We start from the raw sequence: 19,919 nt of genomic DNA on the forward strand, positions 1-19,919 counted from the left end.
GGGTACTCACTCTGGTTCTTATCGTTATTCGACGGGCAGCGTACGCACACCAAGACCGCCAACCAGCACCAGCGCACCATTGACGGCCAATGCGGCACCGGCCACCGGTGACTGTCGGGCTTGCGGCATCAGTTGCAGCGGGGCATTACCCCCTCGGCTCATGAGCATGTGCCCGGCCTGGGTGAACAGCCGGAAGCGGCCGTCGACGTCCAGCGTGGCAGCGGTGACGCTGACCTTCAGGTCATTGTCGAGTCGGGTCCAGCTGAGCCCGCCATCGGCGCTGCGATATACATGACCGCGCAGGCCATAGGCGAGTACTTCGCCGGGCTGGCCGACCACACCGAAAAAGCTGCCCTCATAAGGCGTCTGCAGTGCCATGAAACGCTGGCGGGCGTCATCCCATTTGAGCAGCAGGCCTTGTTCGCCGGCGATGTACAGCGCATCGCCGGTGGAGGTGATGGCGTTGAGGTGGAAACCTTGCGGGTTGTCGGTACGATCCTGGAATGGGGTCCAGGTCTGGCCGCCGTCTTCGGTGCGCAGGATCACGTTGAACACGCCGACCACATAGCCGACCTTGTCGTTGGCGAACCAGACGTCGAGCAGCGGTTTGTCGGCACCCTCCTCCATCAGCCGCTGGCCGTCGGCGGCCAACAGGGCCCATTGCTCGACCTGCGGCTCGGCCTTGGCCAGGGCGCTGTAGTGCTTGAGCATCAGCTCGCCGATCTGGCGGCCATCGAGTTGCCGGGTCCAGGTGACGCCGGCATCGCTGCTGTGCAACACCACGCCGTCATTGCCGACCGCCCAGCCCTGGGTTGCCGAAGGGAAACTCACCGCCGTGAGGTCAGAGCTGACCGGCACGTCGGCCTGCTGCCAGCGCAGGCCGGCGTCATCTGAATAAAGGATATGGCCACGCTGGCCCACTGTGACCAGGCGCTGCCCTGCCTGGGTCACCCCGAGCAAGGGGCTGCGCTGCACCAGCGCACTCGACTGCGCCGGCAGGTCCAGCACGTCAACGTAGGATGATGCCTGCGCGCCGCCCTGCAGCAATACCAGCAGCATCCCCAGCACCCGTGGCGCGATCTTCTTGTTACAGGAGCCCATGTTGCGCCCTCTTGGCAAAAAGGCGCCGGGTGGTACCTGGGTACGACCCGGCGCAAAAACTGCGCGATCAGCAATCGGCAGTAGCGGCGAAGCTGTCAGCGGATACCGGAACCCGCCAGCGATTCAGGAGACCACTGGGTCTTGCTCAGCGCCTCGCTGTACTTGATGCCGCCGTAGGGGCCTGGAAAGCCGACGGCGCTGTACGTGCCACCGACCAGGTCATAGCTCAGGTAAGGCGAGGCATCCGGCACTTGCTGGTCGTAGCTTTGGCTGAGGAAGGTGAAGACGCCGCGGTAGAGCTGGCCGTTCGCGTCGTATTGGTCGGATGCCAGGGCGACCCAGCTGTCCTCATCCAGGTAGAAGCGGCGCTTGGCGTAAATGTGCCGGGCGCCTGGCTTGAGGGTCGCCTCGACCACCCACACCCGGTGTTTTTCCCAGCGCACGAACTCGGGCGCCAAGTGGTTGGGGGTCATCATCGGCTTCAGATCGTTTTGATAGGTCACACGGTAAGTGTTGTACGGAACGATCATTTCCTGCTTGCCGACCAGCTTCCAGTCGAAGCGGTCCAGGGCACCGTTGAACACAAAGGAATCATCCCAGGTCGAGGCGCCCGCGCTGCCCGGGTTAGGCGTGTCGTAGGCCAGGCTCGGCGCCAGCTTCACGCGGCGCTGGCCCGGCAGGTATTGCCAGCCACGGCGCGGTTGCTCCAGCGGATTGACCGCATCGCGCACCAACACAGCCTCGCCGGCACGACGGGCAGGACCGGTGAAGGCCAGCTTGATCTGGTAATAGGTGTCTGCGGCGGCCAGCGGTTTGGCCAGGTCGTCATAGGCGGCATAGTTGATCTGGGCGATACCGGTGGTGGCCAGGCTGGCGACGCCGGCGGAGTCGACATTCCAGTTGTCGTACTTGGTCTGCAGGTTGACGCCCTGATAACGCAGCAAGTGGTTCCAGATCGCCTCGGCACCGGTCTTGGGGATCGGGAATGGAATGCCTGGCAGCGCGTTTTCGATGGAATTGCCGCCTTCGGTGGAGCGTGCCGCCGTGGCATTTTTTACCGTATTGTCCAGCACGCCTTTAGGCAACGCGGCGGTGCGGTGGGTCGGGAACACCTCGATTTTGAAGCTGGGATAACGTTTGGCCAGCTCGGCGGTCACCGCGGTCAGTTGGCCCTTGTACTGGTCGACGTTCTTGCCGTCGATCACCAGCAGCGGCTTTTCGGCAGCGAAAGGGTCCGGGCGCAATTTGTCGCCCGCCTTGAAGCCGGCCGGGGGCGTGCTCAGGCCACCTTGATAGGCCGGAATGGAACCGTCGGCATTACCGGCTTTTTCGGCGCCGACCTGGGTCAACTGGTTACCCAGTTTGGCGGCTTCAGAGGCATCGACGGCGGCGTGGGCAGGCCCGGCAAGGGCCAGGGCCAGAGAAGCGGCCATCAGGGTATAGGCGAATTTCATCTTGTTGTTCTCCTGCTTTCGCGAGGCTGGGTGAATCAGAAGGTGGTTTTCAGGGTCAGGTAAACCGCGCCCCGGTCCTCGGTGGCACCGGAACCGGAGGCCGAGGCAAGACCGCCCGCATAGCAGGTGTACCGCTGCGTGCCATCAAGGGCGTTAGGGGTCGCACCATCGGTGGCGCCGTCGTTGCAGTCGGTGGTTTTGCCGAAGGCGTCGACGTACTTGAGGTCGACGTAGTACTTGTTGTAGATGGCCGCGCTCACTCCGACCGCATAGTTGCCGGCATCTTCCGCACCGCCCGCTACCACAGGCGAAACACCGTCGATACCGACGTTGACCGACATTGGCGCGCTCAGGTCCACACCGGGAAACACCTGGTACCAGGTCGGCGTGAAGTTGACGGCGATGCCCCAGTTGTCGCGGGTCGGCTTGTCGACACCGCGATAGGTGTCTTCGCCCTTGTAGAGCGCCTTGTTCTTGCTATCGAGGCTCAACAGGTTGCTGTAATACAGCTCGCCCAACAGGGTCGCTGAATCGAACAGCGGCGTGTCGGCAATGGCGACCAGGCCGTTGATGGTCCAGTGCAGTGTGTCGCCCGTGGCGGCCAGGCTGTCACCGTCGCGTGGCACATCGGTGATCACGCCGGTACCCGGATTACGCGCCGGCAGCAAGCCAAGCCCGGCCTGCAACCCGCCAGGCCCTGCGGCGCTGATGATTGCCGGAATGCTGGCCAGCGGCATGTTGTGGCGAATGTTCAAGTCACTGCCGATACTGACCCCGCCCACTTCCTTGGACAGGCTCAGGCCGTAGATGTCGATGTCATCGCCATAAGCGAATTCATAGGAGGTCGTGCCGATCGAGTTGCGCAGTCCCGCCACTCCCCCGACACTGGTCAAGCCTCGGGTGTCGAGAACAGCTTGCGGGAGGATGTCCGAAGTCTTGCGATAGTAGGCAGCCAGGGTTCCGTCCAGCCACTCGGGCGACCATTTGAGCATCAGGCCCCAGTCCCCGCGGTTGTCCGGGGTGTAGTCATGCCCGCGTCGAACGGTGGTCAGCGTGCCGTTCGGCCCCGCCAGTCCCGCACCGCCGGTATGCCCCAGGAGGAATGACTGAGCGCCGAAGCCCACCACGTCGGACCCACTGTAGAAGGTCCCGGCCTCGGGCAAGCGCGCGCCTTCCCAATCCAGGAAATACTGGGCGCCGAAGGTCAGTTCGGGGTTGAGGGTAAAGGTCGTGGAGATCTGGTTGCGTGGAACGAACATCTCCTTGGCTTCGGTACCGGGCGATGCGGCCGCCTTTGCCAGGTCGAGGGACGCCTGGCCATAGCTCAGCGAATGCACCGGACTGAGTACCGTCTCGCCCCAGAACACGTTGTGCTGGCCAGCCTTGATACTGAGCTGGGAATCGTCGCCCACCTGGGTGTTGTAGAACACGAAGGCATCGAGCACTTCACCGGACGGCCCGTTGTAGTAGCGCTGGGCATAGTTGCTCAGGTGCGGGCTGCCAAACACGGCCGGCGCGCCTGGACGACCGCCAAACCCGGCGATCGAAGAATAATCGTCGTTGCCATTGGGGAACGGGTTGGCGTTCGAGCCGGTATTTTCATATGCCTTGTCGTACCAGCTCGCCGTGCTGACACGAAAACCGGCCTTGTTCTGGTAGACCACATCCAGCTCGGTCAGCAGGTCGACACGGTTGGTGATGTTGGTGCCGGATTTGCGGAAGTTGTAATCACCGTCGTTACTGTTGGGCGTACCCAGGATGCGCGTGTCGGCACTTTCCGTCCGCACGCCATAGTTGTACTTGACGGTGTTGTCGAAACGGACCGACCAGTCCTCGCTACCGGTATCCAGCTCGAAAGCGTGGGCAGCCGGCAGGCTCGAGGCCAGGATAGCCGTGGCGAGCAATTGGCGTCGCGCAGACAGGAGATTGCGACTCTTCATCGGGTGATACACCTTTATTGTTTTTGTTGTGGCTTGAGGTCAGCCATGGCGGCTGACGACGGGTAATTGGGGTCGTGCTACGGGTGGGTTAGCGCTGATCCCGGAATTCACTTTAAGAAAATCGCTGTGAACCGGATTGACTTGCCGGGGCATGGGTTTGACATTTCGGGACGCCGGACAGGCGGTCGTTAAAACCGGTCAGGCCGGCCGGTCGCCCCATCATCGAGCGGCATTCGCAAGACCTGTGGATGGGATACAGCCGCGAGAGATTGGTTGGCTGTCATGACGCCTTCGCCGGCAAGCCGGCTCCTACAGTGGGACATCGAGCGGTCAGGTGAAGGAATCGCTGGCGAGCTGTTTGTTGCGGTTGCGCCATTCCCGTGGTGCACAGCCGAATTCGGCGCAGAACCAGCGCGTGAATGAGGTGGGAACCGTATAACCGAGCATCATCCCCACACGCTGCAGGGAATAGTTGCGGTTTTCCATGTAGCGCAGCGCCAGTTCGCGACGTACCGCGTTGAGCAACGCGGAAAATGTCAGGCCTTCTTCGTCGAGTTCCCGTTGCAGGGTTCGCACGCTGACCGCTTGGGCGTAAGCCACCTGATGGATAGTGGCGCGTCCAACCGGCATCAACAGATAGATCGCCTTGCGCACGTCGAAAATCACCGAGCGTTCGTTGGCGCCTGCCATCGAGTCCATGAACTGACGGGCATAGCCGGCCATCGCCAGGTCGGCCTGTGGGTTGAGTTGATCGATGTCCTCCTTACTGCAAAAGATGCCATCGAATTCGGCGTCGAACACCACCCGGCAGCGGAAGAATCGCGTGTGTTCATGCGCACTTGCCGGCGCTTCATGGCTGAAATGAACACTCTGCGGATTCCACTGGTTGCCCATGACCGACTTGCACGTACGGTGCAGGATACCAATGGCCAGTTCGGTGGCTTGACGCTTGGGCATGCCCGCCTCTGCCATGATCTCCTCGCGGATCAGCACCATATTGCCCGTGGTCTCCAGGTTCATGGCCAGCGTCCGGTTGAGCAGGTGCCGATACTCGATACTGGTCAGCAACATGTCCCGCAGCGTGCGCTGATGGCTGAGCAGCAAACTGACCACTCCGATATCCGACATGCGCCGCGCTTGTGCCATGCGCAAGCCAAAGGTCGGGCACGCTGAACGCTCGGCGGAATTCTCCAGCAGCCTGAGCGCCGCATCCAGTGGCAGCAAGGATTCCGGGTCGTCGAGCAGGGTTGGCAGCAAGCCGACGTCACGCAGCATCTCGCCCGGATTCAAAGCCAGAGTCTGCGCCACCTCCATGTAGTGCTTGAGCGTTGCGGCTCTTACGAACGCGTCCATCTCATCTCCCCTGCCTGATGTTTACCGCCTGCAATCGATTATATGGCACCGATTGCCAGCACCGTGGTTCCTGGCACGAAATGAAAGCTTTTTGGCATGGCATGAGAAGTTTGCAGCGGTCAGCTGGCCCAGAGTGAAAGCCATAAACCCGCGTCACAAAAACAACAACAGATTGGAGTCATGCATGAACTTTCTCGACGGATCCCTGCACCCCGAAAATCAACAGAAGCTCGTCATCACCGTTGCTCCCTACGCGCCGGAGTGGATGCCTTCGGACTTCCCGGAAGACATCCCCGTCACCATGGCAGAGCAGGTGCAAATGGCTGTCGACTGCTACAACGCCGGCGCTACTGTGCTTCACCTGCATGTCCGTGAGCTCGATGGTAAAGGCTCCAAGCGATTGTCCAAGTTCAATGAACTGATCGCCGGCGTACGAGAAGCGGTACCGGACATGATCATTCAGGTCGGTGGCTCGATTTCCTTCGCCCCGGAAGGTGATAGCGACGTCGCCAAATGGCTCTCCGATGACACCCGCCACATGCTTGCCGAACTCTCGCCCAAGCCCGACCAGGTGACGATTGCCATCAACAGCAACCAGATGAACATCGTCGAGCAGATGTGCGAGGCCGATCTTGCCGGCACCAGCATTGCCACACCAGAGATCTATCGCGCCTACCGCGAAATGACCATTCCGGCCGGCCCGGAATGGGTTGAAGAGCACATCAAGCGCCTCTCGGCAGCTGGCATTCAGACGCAATTCCAGCTCGGCAACATCCCCTCGTTCGAAACAGTCGAGCGCATGATGCGCCGTGGCGTCTGCAACGTGCCGTTGGTCCTGACCTGGGTGGCGATTGGTGGTGGCTCCGACGCGCCCAACCTCTACAACCTGGCGAACTTCGTGCGTGCCTGTCCGGACGGTGCCGTGCTAACTCTGGAAACCGCCATGCTCAATGTCTTGCCGCTGAACGTGATGGCGATTGCCATGGGCATGCATGTGCGTTGCGGCACCGAGGACAACCTTTGGACCCAGGGCCGTGATCGCAAGATGAGCAACGTCGAGCAGATCGAGCAACTGGTGCGCATTTCCCGGGAAATGGGTCGTGAAGTGGCCAATGGCAAAGAAGCCCGCGAGATCTACAAGATCGGCACGTTCTACAAGGACGCCGACGAGACGCTGGCCGAGAACGGCTTTGCGCCGAACCGTCAATCCGGTCAGAAAGGCTTTACCCATTTCGGCTGAGCTCACCCTGCGGGGGGCACGCTTGCCAGACCGGCGTGCGTCCCGCAAACCCCGCAACACGTCATTTCAAGAGCTGCGAATTGCACGCGGCCGTAACAAGAGGAAAGACTCCGTGACTTTGCATGCACCAATGGAAGTACGCAGTGACACCTGGCGACGCGTCGCAAGGCCCTACGCCTGGGTGGTCTTCGCCCTCACCTTCGGCCTGCTGCTGTCAGACTTCATGTCGCGGCAGGTGCTGACGGTGGTTTTTCCGCAGCTCAAGGCCGAATGGGGCCTCTCCGATTCCGAGCTGGGCGCGCTGTCCGGCGTCGTCGCCATTGCCGTCGGTGTGCTGGCCTTTCCGCTGTCGGTGGTCGCCGATCGCCTGGGACGCATCCGCAGCCTGATTCTGATGGCGGCGATCTGGAGCCTGGCCACCCTGATGTGCGGTTTCGCCTCCGACTATCAGGAAATGTTCGTCGCGCGCTTCTTCATCGGCGTCGGCGAAGCGGCCTATGGCAGCGTCGGACTGGCCGTGGTGCTGAGCATCTTTCCACCGCAGCAGCGGTCCACGGTCACGGGGGCCTTCCTGGCCGGGAGCATGGTCGGTTCCGTGCTCGGCATTGGCCTTGGCGGAGTGCTGGCGAGCCATTTTGGCTGGCGAGCGTCCTTTGTGGGCATGGCCATCTATGGCATTGGGCTGACGGTCGTGTACGCGTTGGTCGTGCGCCCTGGCCGCCTTGAATCGCCACGCACTCGCTCGGGCTCGAGCCCGGCCAAGGCCCATCCTCCACTCAGCAGCCTGTTCTCGACGTCGTCGGTGCTGAGCATCTACATCGGTAGCGGCCTGCAGTTGTTCGCCATCGCCGCCTTGCTGACGTGGTTGCCCAGCTATCTGAATCGCTTCTACGACATGCCGCTGACCAGCGCCGGTGCCATCGCCGCCCTCTTCATGCTTTGCACGGCGGTCGGCATGCCACTGTGCGGCGCCATCGCCGACCGGCTTTGCAACGGTTCGCCAACCCGCAAGATCCGCTTGACCATGGGCTATTGCCTGCTCTGCAGTGCGCTGTTGACCCTGGCCTTGGCGCTGCCGGTGGGTATTGCTCAACTGGTGATGATCGGCCTGGCGATGTTCGTGGGCGGCGGTATCGTCGGCCCCTCCGGCACCATGGTCGCCGACCTGACGCCGCCAGCCCTGCACAGCACCGCCATGGCCACACTGGCCATTGCCAACAACCTGCTGGGCATGGCCCCGGGCCCTTTCGTCACCGGCTTGCTCGCCGATCGCATTGGCCTGGCCTCGGCCCTGCAACTGCTGCCCCTGGCGGGGATTGCCGCCGCGTTGGTGCTGATGGTCGGGGTTCGCAACTATCGCACTGATCTTGAGCGCATCTGCCCGCAACCCTGTTCCTGATCGGGCGCCATCGCAAGCGCCAGTCGCCGGCCAAGCCCCGCCACACTCTGGAGGCAAAACATGACGCATACCCTGGATGTGCCCGGTTCCGTTGACCTGGGCATCGGCAAGCGCGCTCGCGTGCGATCCGACGGCATCGATATCGCAGTGTTCAACATCGATGGCCAGATTTACGCCATCGACGACAGTTGCCCCCACAGCGGCGCCTCGCTGTTGTTCGGCAAACTCGAGGGTCGCTTCGTGCGATGCCCCGCCCATGGCCTGAGCTTCGACCTCGCCACTGGCTGCATGCGCGGTGGTGGCATGAACGTGCGCGCCTATCCGGTAGAGGTCGTCGACGAACGCATTCGTATCACTCTGCCCCAACCCATCACCCGCCACCAATAACTTCAATAGCAGGTTGATCATGACCACACCCTTCACTCCCCCTCGTCATTGGCAACAGAGTTACGACGCCCGCGTACCTGCCGATATCAACCCGGATGCCTGTCCTACCGTTGTCGCCATGGCCGAACAGGCCATGCAGCGTTATGCCAGCCACACCGCATTCCACTGCTTCAAGCGTTCACTCAGCTATGGCGATGTCGACCAGCAGTCACGCGCAATGGCTGCCTACCTGCAGCACCTGGGCGTGCAGCGCGGGGATCGTATCGCGGTCATGCTGCCCAATATCCCGGCGTTTCCAGTCGCCATGTTCGGTATCCTGCGGGCCGGTGCAGCCCAGGTTAATGTCAACCCGACGTACACCCCGCAGGAGCTCTTGCACCAGCTCAATGACGCCGGGGTCCAGACCATTGTCATCATCGCCAGTGCCCTCCCTGCGCTGGAATCGATACTGGTCAGCACCACCATCAGGAAAGTCATCGTGGTCCACCCCGGAGACACCCTGGACGGGCCCGTGGGGAACTGCGAGTTCGACCTCCCCTCATCGCCGGCCTTTCCGATAACGCGTTTCACCGATGCCCTGCACGAGGGCGGCCAGCTGGCGTTGACACCGGTCGAGCTGACGGGCGACGACTTGCTCTTTCTGCAGTACACCGGGGGTACCACGGGCCCCTCGAAAGGTGCGGCGCTGTCACACCGCAATCTGATCGCCAACATCCTGCAGGCGCGTGCTTTTCTGCCTGACATGTTCGACACCGAGGGTGCCAACGTGGTGGTGACAGCGCTTCCGCTGTTCCACGTGTTCGCCCTGACGATCAATCTGCTGATCGGTTTTTCGGCCGGCGCCGAGAACTGGCTGGTCCCCGATGCGCGTAACAGCGATGACCTGGTCGACACACTGATCAACGCCCGGCCGACGCTGTTGACCGGGGTCAATACGCTGTATGGCGCGCTGGTCCGCCATCCGCGCATCGGTGAAGTGGATTTCTCGCGCCTGCGCCTGGCCATTGGCGGCGGCGCGGCGGTTCTGCCGGCCACCTCCACACAGTGGAAGACCATCACCGGGCAGGAAATCCTCGAAGGCTACGGCCTCTCCGAGACGTCGGCCATCTTGTGCCTGAACGTCATGGGACGCAGCCAGTTTTCGGCGGCTGTGGGCTTGCCCCTGCCTTCGACCGACATCGTGCTGCTCAAGGACGATGATCAACCCGCCACCCTCGGCGAGGCCGGGGAAATTTGCGCCAAGGGGCCGCAGATCATGTCCGGTTACTGGCAAAAACCCACTGCCAATGCCAAGGCGTTTACCGCCGATGGTTACTTTCGCACCGGAGACATTGGCATCTTTGCCGCCGATGGTTTGCTCAAGATCGTCGATCGCAAAAAGGACTTGATCATCGTCTCGGGCTTCAACGTCTACCCCAACGAAGTGGAGGTCGTTGTCGCCAGTTGCCCAGGCGTCAGCGAATGCGCGGTGATCGGCATGCCGGATGAGCGCAGTGGTGAATCCGTCTGCCTTTACGTCGTCAAGGCGGCCAACGCCACACTCGACGAAGCCACGCTGGTCCAGCACTGCCGCGCACACCTTGCGGCCTACAAGGTACCGCGCCAGGTGCGGTTCCTGACGGCACTGCCCAAGTCCACGGTGGGCAAGATATTGCGCAAGGATTTGCGCGTACTCGCCACCGCGGGCAGTTCGCCTGAATCGATCCTGGTCGGATGAACAACGCTACGCCGGGTCCATGGCGCCCTGCTCGACCCGGCAATCCAGCGGCCGAATCTGGCATCAATTGAAAGGTCGCTGGCATCAAATGAGAAGTTCTCCAGCGGCCATCGCCTTAGAGTGAATCATCTGCCGCACTGGCAGTTGCTCACCTCCCCATGGCATCGCCTGCGAGGACAAAACTCCATGAGCTCTATCGCTCTCGTCAATATTCACCCCCGCGCACTCGACCTTGCGCCGGGTTTTTTCGTCAGCGTGATCGTTGCCATCGCGGCGACCTTCCTCGCCGAGCACTATGGCGCACCGGTCATGCTGTTCGCGCTGCTGCTCGGTATCGCGATGAATTTTCTGGCCGGCGATGGCAAGTTCGTGCACAGGGCGCGGACGCCACTGGCAAGTGCCCTCCGCTGCTGCCCATGTTCGCCGTGGGCTTCCTGCTCCTGGCCTGTATCAACAGCACCGGCTGGATCGCGCCGGCGGTGCAAGGCTTTGTTAACGAACTGTCGCGCTGGTGCCTGGTGATCTCCATCAGCGCCCTGGGCATGAAGACGCAGCTCAAGGAACTCGCCACGATCGGCCTCAAGCCAATCCTGCTGATGGTCGGGGAAACCGTATTTCTGGTCGGGCTGGTGCTGCTGTTGCTGCACTGGGGATTGTAAAGCGCGGATCAGCGAAGGCCGATCCGGCCTTCGCATCAGAGCTGGAGGAGTCTTGATGATTTCAGAATGCGCCTTGTACCGGTCCCTCGTCGGCGAGTCTTTTGGCTTCCTCGATGAGGATCGGTGCGCCGAGCGCCATGCTGTGAATGCCCAGTATCGAGGTCAGTTGCAGCACCGCGAGGATTTCCTCGATGGTGACGCCCAGTTCCAGTGCCTTGCGGATGTGGCGACGCACGCCCGGGGCATACATGTGGGTACAGGAGGCATCGACGGCGATGGCGATCAATTCGAAGGTCTTGGGTTCCAGTACCCCTTTGCGTATCGGGTGTGTGGCCATGCCGAAGAATTTTTCCACCCATTGCGCATCCAGCTCGGTCAATGAGTCCCAGGCGGGATTCCAGTTGCCGGTTTCACGCATGGCATCGCAGGTTGGGGTGTCGGTCCGGGTTTGATCTTCGTTCATCTGCAGTTCCTCAAGGTTGAGTGGTTGCTTTCAACTCTAAGCATTCCAGTGCCCCTCGTATTGACTCCAGGGGGCACGGGCATGACATCTCGGGACATGTGCAACGTATGGGTAACGCCTCAATGAAAGGTCTTGTTCGCAGTGCCAGCCTCACTAATTACGCGGAAATTGCCCGCTCGATGAACGTCGATCCCATGCAGCAATTGCGTGCTGTCGGTCTTGATCCGCGCTGCTTGCTGCAGCCAGACCTGAAAATTTCCATCGATGCGGTGGCGCGGTTGCTGGACAGTTCGGCGCGGCAAGCCGGCGTGGAAGATTTCGGCCTGCGCCTGGCGGAAAGTCGCAAAGCCTCCAATCTCGGGCCCCTGGCACTGCTGTGGCGCGAGCCAACCCTGCGCTCGGCCTTGAAAGCGCTTCAGGAATTTCTTTATCTGCACAATCAGGGGCTGGTCCTGGAGGTTGAAGAAAACGCCGGCGTGGCGGTGCTGCGGCTTGAACTGGTGACCGTGAGCCACTTGTTCGTACGCCAGTCCGTAGAGTTGGCGGTAGCGGTGACTCACCGGATGCTCAAGACCCTGCTGGGTGACCACTGGCACCCAACCGCCGTGTGTTTTCGCCACTGCGCGCCACGGGAAGATGGCCGGCATCAGCGTGTGTTTGGTACCGCGGTACAGTTCAACTGCTTGCTCGATGGCATTGTCTGTCGCAGCAGTGATCTGGATCGCGCCCTGCCCAGTGCCGATCCGGAAATGGCCCGGCACGTTCATCAGTACCTGAAAAGCATTCACGAAGATTCCAGGACCGCCGTGCTGGAACAGGTGCACCAGATGATCTGGACGCTGCTGCCTACCGGGCGGTGCTCCGTAGAACAGGTGGCGGCCCACCTTGGACGTGACCGCCGGACGTTGCACCGGCAACTGACGCGCGAGGGTGCAACGTTCTCTTCGCTGCTGGATCAAGTGCGCAGGGAACTGGCCACCCGTTACCTGGCAAACCCCCACCATCCCTTGAGCGAAATTGCCGGAGTCCTCGGCTTTTCCGAATTGAGCGCCTTCTCCCGCTGGTTCAGTCGGCTGTTCGCCTGCAGTCCGTCATCCTTTCGGCGTTTCAATGCTCTTTGACTTTTTTGATATGAAGGATGATCCACGCAAGAATCCCGATCGCGAGCGGCGCCATGGCGAACATGGCCTCGCGCGGGGCCAGCTCGACGCCGAGCAGGTGCAGCCCCGAGTAACCGAGCTTGAGGAGACTGAGCAGGTAGTAGCTGATGGCAATGATCGACAGGCCTTCCACGGCGCGTTGGATCTTGATCTGCGCGTCGGCGCGGGCGTTCAGGCTCTTGAGGATTTCCGAGTTCTGTTCTTCCATTTCGACCTGGACCCGTGCCTGCAGCAGATCGCCCAGGTTGGCCACGCTTTCGGCCAGATGCTCCAGTCGCTGCTCGGTGGCGGTGCAGTACCGGACGGTGGGCTTGAAGCGGCGTTCGATGAACACGCCAAGGCGCTGGCAATCACCCACATGACTTTCGCGCAATTCACCCAGGCGCTCGAACACCAACTGGGCATAGGCCTGGGTGGCACTGAAGCGGTGGCGGGTTTTCGCGGTGCTGCTGACCACCTGGGCAGACAGGTTGGAAATATCCGCCAGCAGGGCTTTGGCATTACTGCCGTCGGGGTCGGCGTTACGTTCTGAGAGGGTGACCAGGGTTTTGTCAAAGATATCCAGCTGCGCGCTCACTTCCTTGGCCATGGTCAGGGATAACGAGGCCATCATCCGGTAGGTCTCGATTTCCAGCAGCCGGCGGATCATACGACCCTGGCGGTACGCGTTCAGGCGCCGATTGATGAACAACAGGTGGTTGCTGCCATCCTCGCTGATCCGAAAATCGCTCCAGACCACCGCATCGCCACCCCCCACGCAGGAACCGCACGGGTCCTTGAAGCCGTAGCGGGACAGCTCCAGCTGCACTTCACCGCGTACCACGATCTGCACCGAATTGATCAGCGCCGGCAAATGCGCCTGGATTTTTTGCGCCAGTACGTCGGGCAGCGCCGTCCAGGACAGATCATCGCCGGAGGAAGTGACCACCAGGGTCAGGGTGAAAAATTCGGCATGGCGCTCCCATTTCAGCGCGTGGCCGTCGAGCTGGGTGATGCCCTGGACGGCAGTCAGATCGAGGCCGGCCAGGCAGCAGTCCTGAAGAAAGGCATTGCACACCTGCTCGCTGCCGAGGAAGGCCAGGTGAAACACATGGGCCGGTTCATCGAAATACAGTGACGGGCGCGCGTGCAGTTCGTTGTGCAGGCTTTGACGTAACGGGTGCATGGGGTATGACCGTGTTGGAGTTGTTTTGGGTGGGACAGATTCATGGCCCCACGAGTCACTACCGCAGGCTGCGATCTTTCAAGGCGACACCTGTTTCTGATCCCGCACCGCCCGCCTGACCTCGGCCTGTATGGCATAAGCCGGCGCCTCCACGGCATTGAAGTCCTGTGTATAGCGCTGGGCAAATCCGTCTACCCCCCATTCCTGGTACTGCTGCACATGCTTCAATTCGTGGGCCCAGAGCGCGACGTTCTGTTCGGCGGTTTCGGCGTCGCGAAAGAGGATGATGTCGATCAATGTCACGGCACCGACGTCGGGGTTTTGCAGCATGGCGGTGGCGGCGCTGAACTGGCCGTTGTCGCTGACTTTGTAGCGCGCGGCATCGAGGACGCCGGGGTCGTACCAGCGCAGCAGTTGTAAACGGATCTGCGGTGGAATGGGTTGGATGCCGGCGTTGGCAGCTTCGGCGCGGGCCTGGGTCAGCCACAGCGCGAGGGCCGGTGCCGCGATCTGGTAGATGTCGTCAGGCAATGGCAGGCAGATGCAACCGTCCAGGCACACCTGCTTCTCGCCGGCCGGGCAGGCGCTGGTCTGTGCGGGTATTTCAAGTGTCAGGCACAGAAACAGGAGTGCCAGCCATGGTGAGAAGGCGGAATGTTGAGCCAAGGTTTTTTTACTTCCTGTCGAAGTTGGCAATCACCTCAAGAATATTGAATTCTACCCAATCACTCGCGGCGGTCACGGATTCACGTGCTGCGCAACCCATTGTAGGAGCTGGCTTGCCAGCGAAGATGCCCTCAAGGACGCCTTCGCCGGCAAGCCGGCTCCTACAGATCGGCGTCTCACCACAAACTCAACATACCCCACAATTCCTGTAGGAGCTGGCTTGCCAGCGATGGCGTCATCGCAAACGCATCCATGCCCATGTAACGCTAAAGTGTCGCCTCAATCTACTCGAACGGATCAATGCCTCGTCCTGCGCTCAAGCAATCGCACACCGAGTGACAGCGGGTAACACAACGCAAAGTAGATCGCGCCGACCAGGATGTAGATCTCCAGCGGCATGAAGTACACGGAGCTCAAGTCCTGGGCCCGCAACATCAGGTCCGGCGCGGCGATCAGCGAAGCCACGGATGTATCTTTCAACAGAGAGATCGCGACGTTACCGATCGGCGCCAGCACGATGCGAATGGCCTGGGGCAATACGACCCAGCGCAACACCTTGAGATGGGGCATGCCAATCGCCTTCGCCGCTTCGACTTGCCCCTTGGGCACGGCCTCCAGCCCCGAGCGGTAGATCTCCGACAGGTACGCCGCGGCGTTCAGCCCCAGGCCGATCATCGCGGCCTGGAACGAGCTGAACTGAACGCCGATTTCGGTCAGGCTGAAGTAGACGATGAACAACTGCACCAATGCCGGCGTGCCCCGAAATACCTCGATGTAGAACAATGCCGCCCGACGCCACGGCCGACTGTTCGAAAGCCGTGCGAGCGCCACCAGCAAACCGACGATCAAACCGATGACCAAGGCGCCGAAGGCTAATTGCAGCGTGGCCCAGGCGGCCGCCAGCAATTCAACATGGGTTGCTTCCCACAATTCGCCATAGCCCATATCAATGCTCCTTGACGACTTTGAGACGGCGTTCGGTGCGCGCCGCGCAATGGGACAGCACCAGGCTCAGGACCAGGTAGATCATGGCCAGCAGGAAGTAGATCAGGTTGGTCTGGTAGGTTTCGCTGACCAGCATCTTGGCCTTGAACGTCAGCTCCGGCACGGCGGCTGCCGATGCCAGGGAGGTGTCCTTGAGCAGCCCGATTGCGAAGTTGGCCATGCCAGGAATGGCGACCTTGAACGCCTGGGGCAAGACGATGATGCGCATCGCCAGCGACCGGGTCATGCCGATGGTATACGCCGCTTCGCTTTGCCCACGGTCGATGGTGCGGATGCTCGCGCGGAACACTTCCGACAGGATCGCCGCCCCGTTCAGGCCAAAACCGATGATCGCCGCGCCGATGGCGGGCAATGTGATGCCGATGTACGTGAGCCCGAAGTAAAGGATGAACAGCTGGGTCAGGATCGGAATGTTGCGGAAAATCTCCAGGTACACGCTGGCGATCAGGCTCAGCACGCGGCTGCGCGACAGCCGCATCAGCGCCAGGCAGAACCCCAGCAGTGCAGCGACGACGAACGCGGCGGCGGTCAAGCCAACGGTGGTCAATGCACCGATGCCCAGCACATTCAAAAAGTACGGCAGCATCTCGATGGCTTTGTGCAGCGCAGTGGTATCGAGCATTGATCAATGCTCCTTCACGGCGCGGATGAAGTTGCGGGTTCGCTCGACCTGGCTCTCGCGAAATATCTGCCGGGGCGGCCCTTGCTCGACGATGTTGCCATCGGCCATGAAGATCACCTCGTCGGAGACACTTTCGGCGAAGCTCATTTCGTGGGTCACGATGATCATCGTCATGCCCTCCTCGGCCAGTTTGCGCATGACGCCAAGTACTTCACCCACCAGCTCCGGATCCAGCGCCGAAGTGGCCTCGTCAAACAGCATCAGCTTGGGCCGCATCGCCAGCGCCCGGGCAATGGCGATGCGTTGTTGTTGCCCGCCCGAGAGCTGCTCCGGGAACGCATCACGCTTGGCGAACATGCCGACTTTGTTCAGTAGGTCTTCTGCCAGCTCGACCGCCTCGGCGCGGTTGCGCTGTTGCACCTTGAGCGGGCCGAGAATGATGTTTTCCAGCACCGAGAGGTGCGGGAACAGGTTGAAGCGCTGGAACACCATGCCGATCCCGGCGCGCATCCGCGCCAGCTCCCTGTCGCTCATGGGCACCTTGCGGGTGCCCACCAGGCGCTGGCCGATCAGTTCGTTATCGATGTAGATGTCGCCTTTGGTCGGCTCTTCCAGGTAGTTGACGCAGCGCAGCAAGGTGGTCTTGCCCGAGCCGCTTGGGCCGATGAGCGAGATCTTCTGGCCCTGCTGCACATTCAGGTCGATGCCTTTGAGGACGTCCAGGCTACCGAAGGACTTGTGCAGCCCCTCGATTCGCACCAGTGGAGTTGATTCAGCCATGAGCTATGTCCTCGACTCAGGCAAAGGCCTGGCTGAAATCCCGGGCGGGGTGAGCGAACGGTCCAATCAGGTTGCCCTTCTCGTCGCGGTCCACGCCGATGCGCGGATCCTTGGCCGGTGGCACCAGGTAATCGGGGTTCTTGATGCCGTACTTGGCGAGAATGGGCCGGATCTGGTCCGTGGCTTTCAACCAGCGCAGCCCCTGGTTCACGCCATCGAACAGGTCCTGGTTCTGCGGATGAACGCCCCAGATCGCCTCGAACTTGGCGGTCAGGCTGGGGAATTTTTCATCGTAGGTCATGGGGATCTGCTTGAGCTTGAGGCTCGGGTCCTGCAGGATCATGTAGTCGATGGTCGGCGCATCCAGCACGGCGAAATCCAGGCGACCGGCGCGCACGTCACGCAGGCAGGAGTCGGTGTTGTCGTAGAGCTTGACCTCCTTCACGCCCTCGATTTTCTTCATGTCGGGGATGGTGAAATAACCGGTGATGGCGCCGATGGTGCGGCCCTTCACGTCGTTGACGGTGATCGAGGTGTCGAACGGCTCGCTGTCACGCATGATCACGTAGGCGCCGGTGTAGAACACCGGGTCGGTCAACAGCAGGATTTTCGAACGCATGGGATTCCAGGCGAAGTTGCCGCCAAACCAGTCGGCACGTCCCGACCTCACGGCTTCGACGACGGCCGGGAAGCCCATGGTCAGTACCTCGAGCTTGAGCTCGAGACGGTCGGCGATGAGCTTGAGCAGTTCCAGGTCCGTGCCGACGGGCACACCCTCGCGCAGCGCACCCAAAGGCATGTCGCCCAGGCAGGCCGCAGTCAGGTAGCCGGGGCGTACCGTCTTGATCGGCGCACCGGCAGCGAAGGCAACAGACATCGGGCCCATCGCGCTGCCCAGCAATGCCGCCAATGATCCGTAGCCAGTTGCCTTGAGCAGCCCGCGCCGGGAGAAACCCTGAGAATCGAACTTGAAGTCGGACATAGATCACCTATAGGCAAATATTATTGTTTTGACCGGTACAAGCCTTGATAACCGTCCCTGGCGCCTGCCTCCTGTTGTTTGAGTGACCTGTGACTCATGAACGCGCAGGCAATCCCTCCAGGATGTCGATGGCGCTGACATGGGGTTTGTTGGCCTGCAAGCGACGACGCTTGAGCATCAGATAGGCAGCGGATACCACGCCAAGACTGACGAGGCTGGCCAGGAACTGGGTGCGCAAGGATTCCTGGAACGCCATGGCGACCAATACACCCGCGATGACTGCCACCACAGCATAGGACAGCCAGGGGAACAGCCACATCCTGAGGGTCAGCCGGGCCGGTGCGGTGGCTTCGACCTGGCGGCGCACCTTGATCTGCGCCAGCGCCACCGCGAGGTACACGAACAGCATCACCGCGCCGGAAGCGTTGACCAGGAACAGGAACACGCCCTCTGGGGAAATGATCGCCGCCATGATGGCGATGTAGCCGATGACACTGCTGAGCAGCACCGCGGCTCTTGGTACTTTATGCCCGCTGAGCACCGCCAGTTTCGCCGGCGCATCGCCCCGCTGGCTGAGGCCGAACAGAATCCGCGAAGACACGTACAGCCCGGAGTTCAACGCCGACAGCACGGCCACCAACACCACCGCCTGCATGATCATCGCCGCACCGGGAATGCGCAGCACGTCAAGCGCTGCCACGAACGGCGAATGACCGGCGACGATCTGCCCCCAAGGCACCACGCAGACAATCAGGAATATCGAGCCGACATAAAAGGTGATGACGCGAAAGATCACCGAGCGGGTCATGTTCGCCACGTTCTTCGACGGGTCGTCGGACTCGGCGGCGGCAATGGTCGCGATCTCGGCGCCGCCCACGGCAAAAATCACTGTCGGCACCCCGGCCAGCACCGCACTCACGCCGTAAGGCATGAAGCCGCGGTCATTCACCAGGTTGCCCAGCAGCGTACTGGTGCTGGGCGCGAAACCGAACAGGTAGGCGCCCACGACAGCGATGAAGACGATGATCGCGAACACCTTCAATGAGGCGAACCAGTATTCGAACTCGCCATAGGATTTAACCGACAGGCAGTTGATGGCGGTCATGATCGCCAGCAGGCTCAGGCCGATCATCCAGGCCGGCAGCGGTATCCACTGCTCCAGGATATTGGCGCCGACCACCGCCTCCACCGCCACCACGATCACCCAGAAGTACCAGTACAACCAGCCGCTGGTGAAGCCGACCCAGCTGCCCAGGCCGATCCGTGCGTATTCGGTAAAGGAACCGACCCCGGGCAGCGCCACGGCCATTTCACCGAGCATGCGCATGACCAGCATCACCACGATGCCGGCGGCGAGATAACTGAGAAAAGCCGCCGGCCCGATCGCCTGGATCGTCGCGCTGCTGCCGACAAACAGGCCGGCACCAATGATCCCGCCCAGGGAAATCATGGTGATGTGACGCTGGCGCAGTGCCCCGCTGAGGCGCTGTTGGCCGGGTTTTGTCTCGGTTGGCTGGGCACTTTTCATCGGAAGGCCTCCGCTGCATTGGATAGGGTCGAGCGACCGGATAATTTCACCGAAGACTTTGCGCGAGGGGGACAACACATCGGATACTCTGTGCCGCCCGCGAACAGGCTTGATGGTCGGTGGTGTCGGGTCGCCAGGGCGGAACCTGGCTGGATCGTCTGATTGGTCATGTGCGTACCCGTTGGGGCTGAGCATGGCAGCCATTTTCTTATTGTGTTGCATGACAAGCATTACAACTCACACACTAATCACGGATTTTTAGCTTGTCAATGGGCCTTGTATCGGATAAAAAGCAATA

General features: G+C 61.3%; 18 protein-coding genes and 1 pseudogene. 6 read left to right on the forward strand and 13 right to left on the reverse strand.

The features are described from left to right. Positions 1-24: 24 nt before the first annotated feature. The 4 genes from SOP95_RS21045 to SOP95_RS21060 all read right to left on the reverse strand — a co-directional run bounded on the left by SOP95_RS21045 (position 25) and on the right by SOP95_RS21060 (position 5,848). Entirely contained in the window at positions 25-1,101 is a 1,077-nt protein-coding gene (locus tag SOP95_RS21045) for a WD40/YVTN/BNR-like repeat-containing protein (protein ID WP_323608175.1), read from the reverse strand. A 95-nt stretch (positions 1,102-1,196) separates the two neighbouring features. Beyond that, positions 1,197-2,555: a DUF1329 domain-containing protein gene (locus tag SOP95_RS21050; RefSeq protein ID WP_274075320.1), complete on the reverse strand. Its 1,359-nt coding sequence runs from the start codon at positions 2,553-2,555 to the stop codon at positions 1,197-1,199. Between the two features lie 35 nt (positions 2,556-2,590). Next, positions 2,591-4,495 carry a DUF1302 domain-containing protein gene (locus SOP95_RS21055; protein WP_323608176.1) on the reverse strand — a complete coding sequence of 635 codons (1,905 nt, stop codon included), beginning with the start codon at positions 4,493-4,495 and terminating at the stop codon, positions 2,591-2,593. A gap of 330 nt (positions 4,496-4,825) precedes the next feature. Next, entirely contained in the window at positions 4,826-5,848 is a 1,023-nt protein-coding gene (locus tag SOP95_RS21060) for an AraC family transcriptional regulator (protein ID WP_323608178.1), read from the reverse strand. 184 nt (positions 5,849-6,032) lie between these two features. On the opposite strand from SOP95_RS21060, the gene SOP95_RS21065 reads away from it, so the two are divergent. From SOP95_RS21065 to SOP95_RS21080, 4 genes are all read left to right on the forward strand, one after another. Further along, positions 6,033-7,088: a 3-keto-5-aminohexanoate cleavage protein gene (locus SOP95_RS21065; protein WP_323608179.1), complete on the forward strand. Its 1,056-nt coding sequence runs from the start codon at positions 6,033-6,035 to the stop codon at positions 7,086-7,088. Positions 7,089-7,218: 130 nt separating this feature from the next. After that, entirely contained in the window at positions 7,219-8,487 is a 1,269-nt protein-coding gene (locus SOP95_RS21070) for an MFS transporter (protein WP_442967748.1), read from the forward strand. Positions 8,488-8,547: 60 nt separating this feature from the next. Next, the gene (locus SOP95_RS21075) at positions 8,548-8,874 is read left to right on the forward strand and encodes a Rieske (2Fe-2S) protein (RefSeq protein WP_274075324.1); all 327 of its coding nucleotides are present in this window, start codon (positions 8,548-8,550) and stop codon (positions 8,872-8,874) included. 19 nt (positions 8,875-8,893) lie between these two features. Then, positions 8,894-10,591 (forward strand): AMP-binding protein, encoded by a 1,698-nt coding sequence (locus SOP95_RS21080; RefSeq protein WP_323608182.1) that lies wholly within the window; start codon positions 8,894-8,896, stop codon positions 10,589-10,591. An 84-nt stretch (positions 10,592-10,675) separates the two neighbouring features. Here SOP95_RS21080 and SOP95_RS32220 read toward each other — a convergent pair whose 3' ends face one another. Next, the gene (locus SOP95_RS32220) at positions 10,676-10,966 is read right to left on the reverse strand and encodes a hypothetical protein (RefSeq protein WP_442967749.1); all 291 of its coding nucleotides are present in this window, start codon (positions 10,964-10,966) and stop codon (positions 10,676-10,678) included. Between SOP95_RS32220 and SOP95_RS32225 the strand changes: the two are divergent. Then, positions 10,960-11,250, forward strand: a pseudogene (locus SOP95_RS32225) (putative sulfate exporter family transporter); the annotation flags it as partial. The gene SOP95_RS32220 and the pseudogene SOP95_RS32225 sit on opposite strands and share 7 nt — an antisense overlap. Before the next feature lie 61 nt (positions 11,251-11,311). On the opposite strand, the gene SOP95_RS21090 reads toward SOP95_RS32225, so the two are convergent. After that, entirely contained in the window at positions 11,312-11,713 is a 402-nt protein-coding gene (locus SOP95_RS21090) for a carboxymuconolactone decarboxylase family protein (RefSeq protein WP_323608184.1), read from the reverse strand. A 122-nt stretch (positions 11,714-11,835) separates the two neighbouring features. Here SOP95_RS21090 and SOP95_RS21095 point away from each other — a divergent pair, with 122 nt between their 5' ends. Then, the gene (locus SOP95_RS21095; protein ID WP_323608185.1) at positions 11,836-12,834 is read left to right on the forward strand and encodes an AraC family transcriptional regulator; all 999 of its coding nucleotides are present in this window, start codon (positions 11,836-11,838) and stop codon (positions 12,832-12,834) included. Here the strand turns inward: SOP95_RS21095 and SOP95_RS21100 are convergent. From SOP95_RS21100 to SOP95_RS21130, 7 genes are all read right to left on the reverse strand, one after another. Beyond that, positions 12,821-14,038 (reverse strand): DUF3422 domain-containing protein, encoded by a 1,218-nt coding sequence (locus SOP95_RS21100; RefSeq protein ID WP_323608186.1) that lies wholly within the window; start codon positions 14,036-14,038, stop codon positions 12,821-12,823. The genes SOP95_RS21095 and SOP95_RS21100 overlap by 14 nt on opposite strands. A gap of 78 nt (positions 14,039-14,116) precedes the next feature. Then, positions 14,117-14,704: an eCIS core domain-containing protein gene (locus SOP95_RS21105; protein WP_323608188.1), complete on the reverse strand. Its 588-nt coding sequence runs from the start codon at positions 14,702-14,704 to the stop codon at positions 14,117-14,119. Positions 14,705-15,001: 297 nt separating this feature from the next. Further along, entirely contained in the window at positions 15,002-15,649 is a 648-nt protein-coding gene (locus SOP95_RS21110) for an amino acid ABC transporter permease (protein WP_274075330.1), read from the reverse strand. A 1-nt stretch (position 15,650) separates the two neighbouring features. Next, positions 15,651-16,331 carry an amino acid ABC transporter permease gene (locus SOP95_RS21115; RefSeq protein ID WP_274075331.1) on the reverse strand — a complete coding sequence of 227 codons (681 nt, stop codon included), beginning with the start codon at positions 16,329-16,331 and terminating at the stop codon, positions 15,651-15,653. A 3-nt stretch (positions 16,332-16,334) separates the two neighbouring features. Beyond that, positions 16,335-17,111, reverse strand: coding sequence for an amino acid ABC transporter ATP-binding protein (locus tag SOP95_RS21120; RefSeq protein ID WP_274075332.1), 777 nt, complete (start codon positions 17,109-17,111; stop codon positions 16,335-16,337). 16 nt (positions 17,112-17,127) lie between these two features. After that, the gene (locus SOP95_RS21125; RefSeq protein WP_274075333.1) at positions 17,128-18,093 is read right to left on the reverse strand and encodes an ABC transporter substrate-binding protein; all 966 of its coding nucleotides are present in this window, start codon (positions 18,091-18,093) and stop codon (positions 17,128-17,130) included. Positions 18,094-18,187: 94 nt separating this feature from the next. Next, the gene (locus SOP95_RS21130) at positions 18,188-19,621 is read right to left on the reverse strand and encodes an amino acid permease (RefSeq protein WP_323608189.1); all 1,434 of its coding nucleotides are present in this window, start codon (positions 19,619-19,621) and stop codon (positions 18,188-18,190) included. Positions 19,622-19,919 lie beyond the last annotated feature (298 nt).

The organism is Pseudomonas sp. YuFO8, from assembly GCF_035065025.1.
GTDB classification, from domain to species: Bacteria; Pseudomonadota; Gammaproteobacteria; order Pseudomonadales; family Pseudomonadaceae; genus Aquipseudomonas; species Aquipseudomonas putida_AE.

Coding starts and splice junctions, on each gene's coding strand:
- SOP95_RS21045 (WP_323608175.1), bottom strand. CDS start 1,101: ATGGGCTCCTGTAACAAGAAGATCGCGCCACGGGTGCTGGGGATGCTG.
- SOP95_RS21050 (WP_274075320.1), bottom strand. CDS start 2,555: ATGAAATTCGCCTATACCCTGATGGCCGCTTCTCTGGCCCTGGCCCTT.
- SOP95_RS21055 (WP_323608176.1), bottom strand. CDS start 4,495: ATGAAGAGTCGCAATCTCCTGTCTGCGCGACGCCAATTGCTCGCCACG.
- SOP95_RS21060 (WP_323608178.1), bottom strand. CDS start 5,848: ATGGACGCGTTCGTAAGAGCCGCAACGCTCAAGCACTACATGGAGGTG.
- SOP95_RS21065 (WP_323608179.1), top strand. CDS start 6,033: ATGAACTTTCTCGACGGATCCCTGCACCCCGAAAATCAACAGAAGCTC.
- SOP95_RS21070 (WP_442967748.1), top strand. CDS start 7,219: ATGGAAGTACGCAGTGACACCTGGCGACGCGTCGCAAGGCCCTACGCC.
- SOP95_RS21075 (WP_274075324.1), top strand. CDS start 8,548: ATGACGCATACCCTGGATGTGCCCGGTTCCGTTGACCTGGGCATCGGC.
- SOP95_RS21080 (WP_323608182.1), top strand. CDS start 8,894: ATGACCACACCCTTCACTCCCCCTCGTCATTGGCAACAGAGTTACGAC.
- SOP95_RS21090 (WP_323608184.1), bottom strand. CDS start 11,713: ATGAACGAAGATCAAACCCGGACCGACACCCCAACCTGCGATGCCATG.
- SOP95_RS21095 (WP_323608185.1), top strand. CDS start 11,836: ATGAAAGGTCTTGTTCGCAGTGCCAGCCTCACTAATTACGCGGAAATT.
- SOP95_RS21100 (WP_323608186.1), bottom strand. CDS start 14,038: ATGCACCCGTTACGTCAAAGCCTGCACAACGAACTGCACGCGCGCCCG.
- SOP95_RS21110 (WP_274075330.1), bottom strand. CDS start 15,649: ATGGGCTATGGCGAATTGTGGGAAGCAACCCATGTTGAATTGCTGGCG.
- SOP95_RS21115 (WP_274075331.1), bottom strand. CDS start 16,331: ATGCTCGATACCACTGCGCTGCACAAAGCCATCGAGATGCTGCCGTAC.
- SOP95_RS21120 (WP_274075332.1), bottom strand. CDS start 17,111: ATGGCTGAATCAACTCCACTGGTGCGAATCGAGGGGCTGCACAAGTCC.
- SOP95_RS21125 (WP_274075333.1), bottom strand. CDS start 18,093: ATGTCCGACTTCAAGTTCGATTCTCAGGGTTTCTCCCGGCGCGGGCTG.
- SOP95_RS21130 (WP_323608189.1), bottom strand. CDS start 19,621: ATGAAAAGTGCCCAGCCAACCGAGACAAAACCCGGCCAACAGCGCCTC.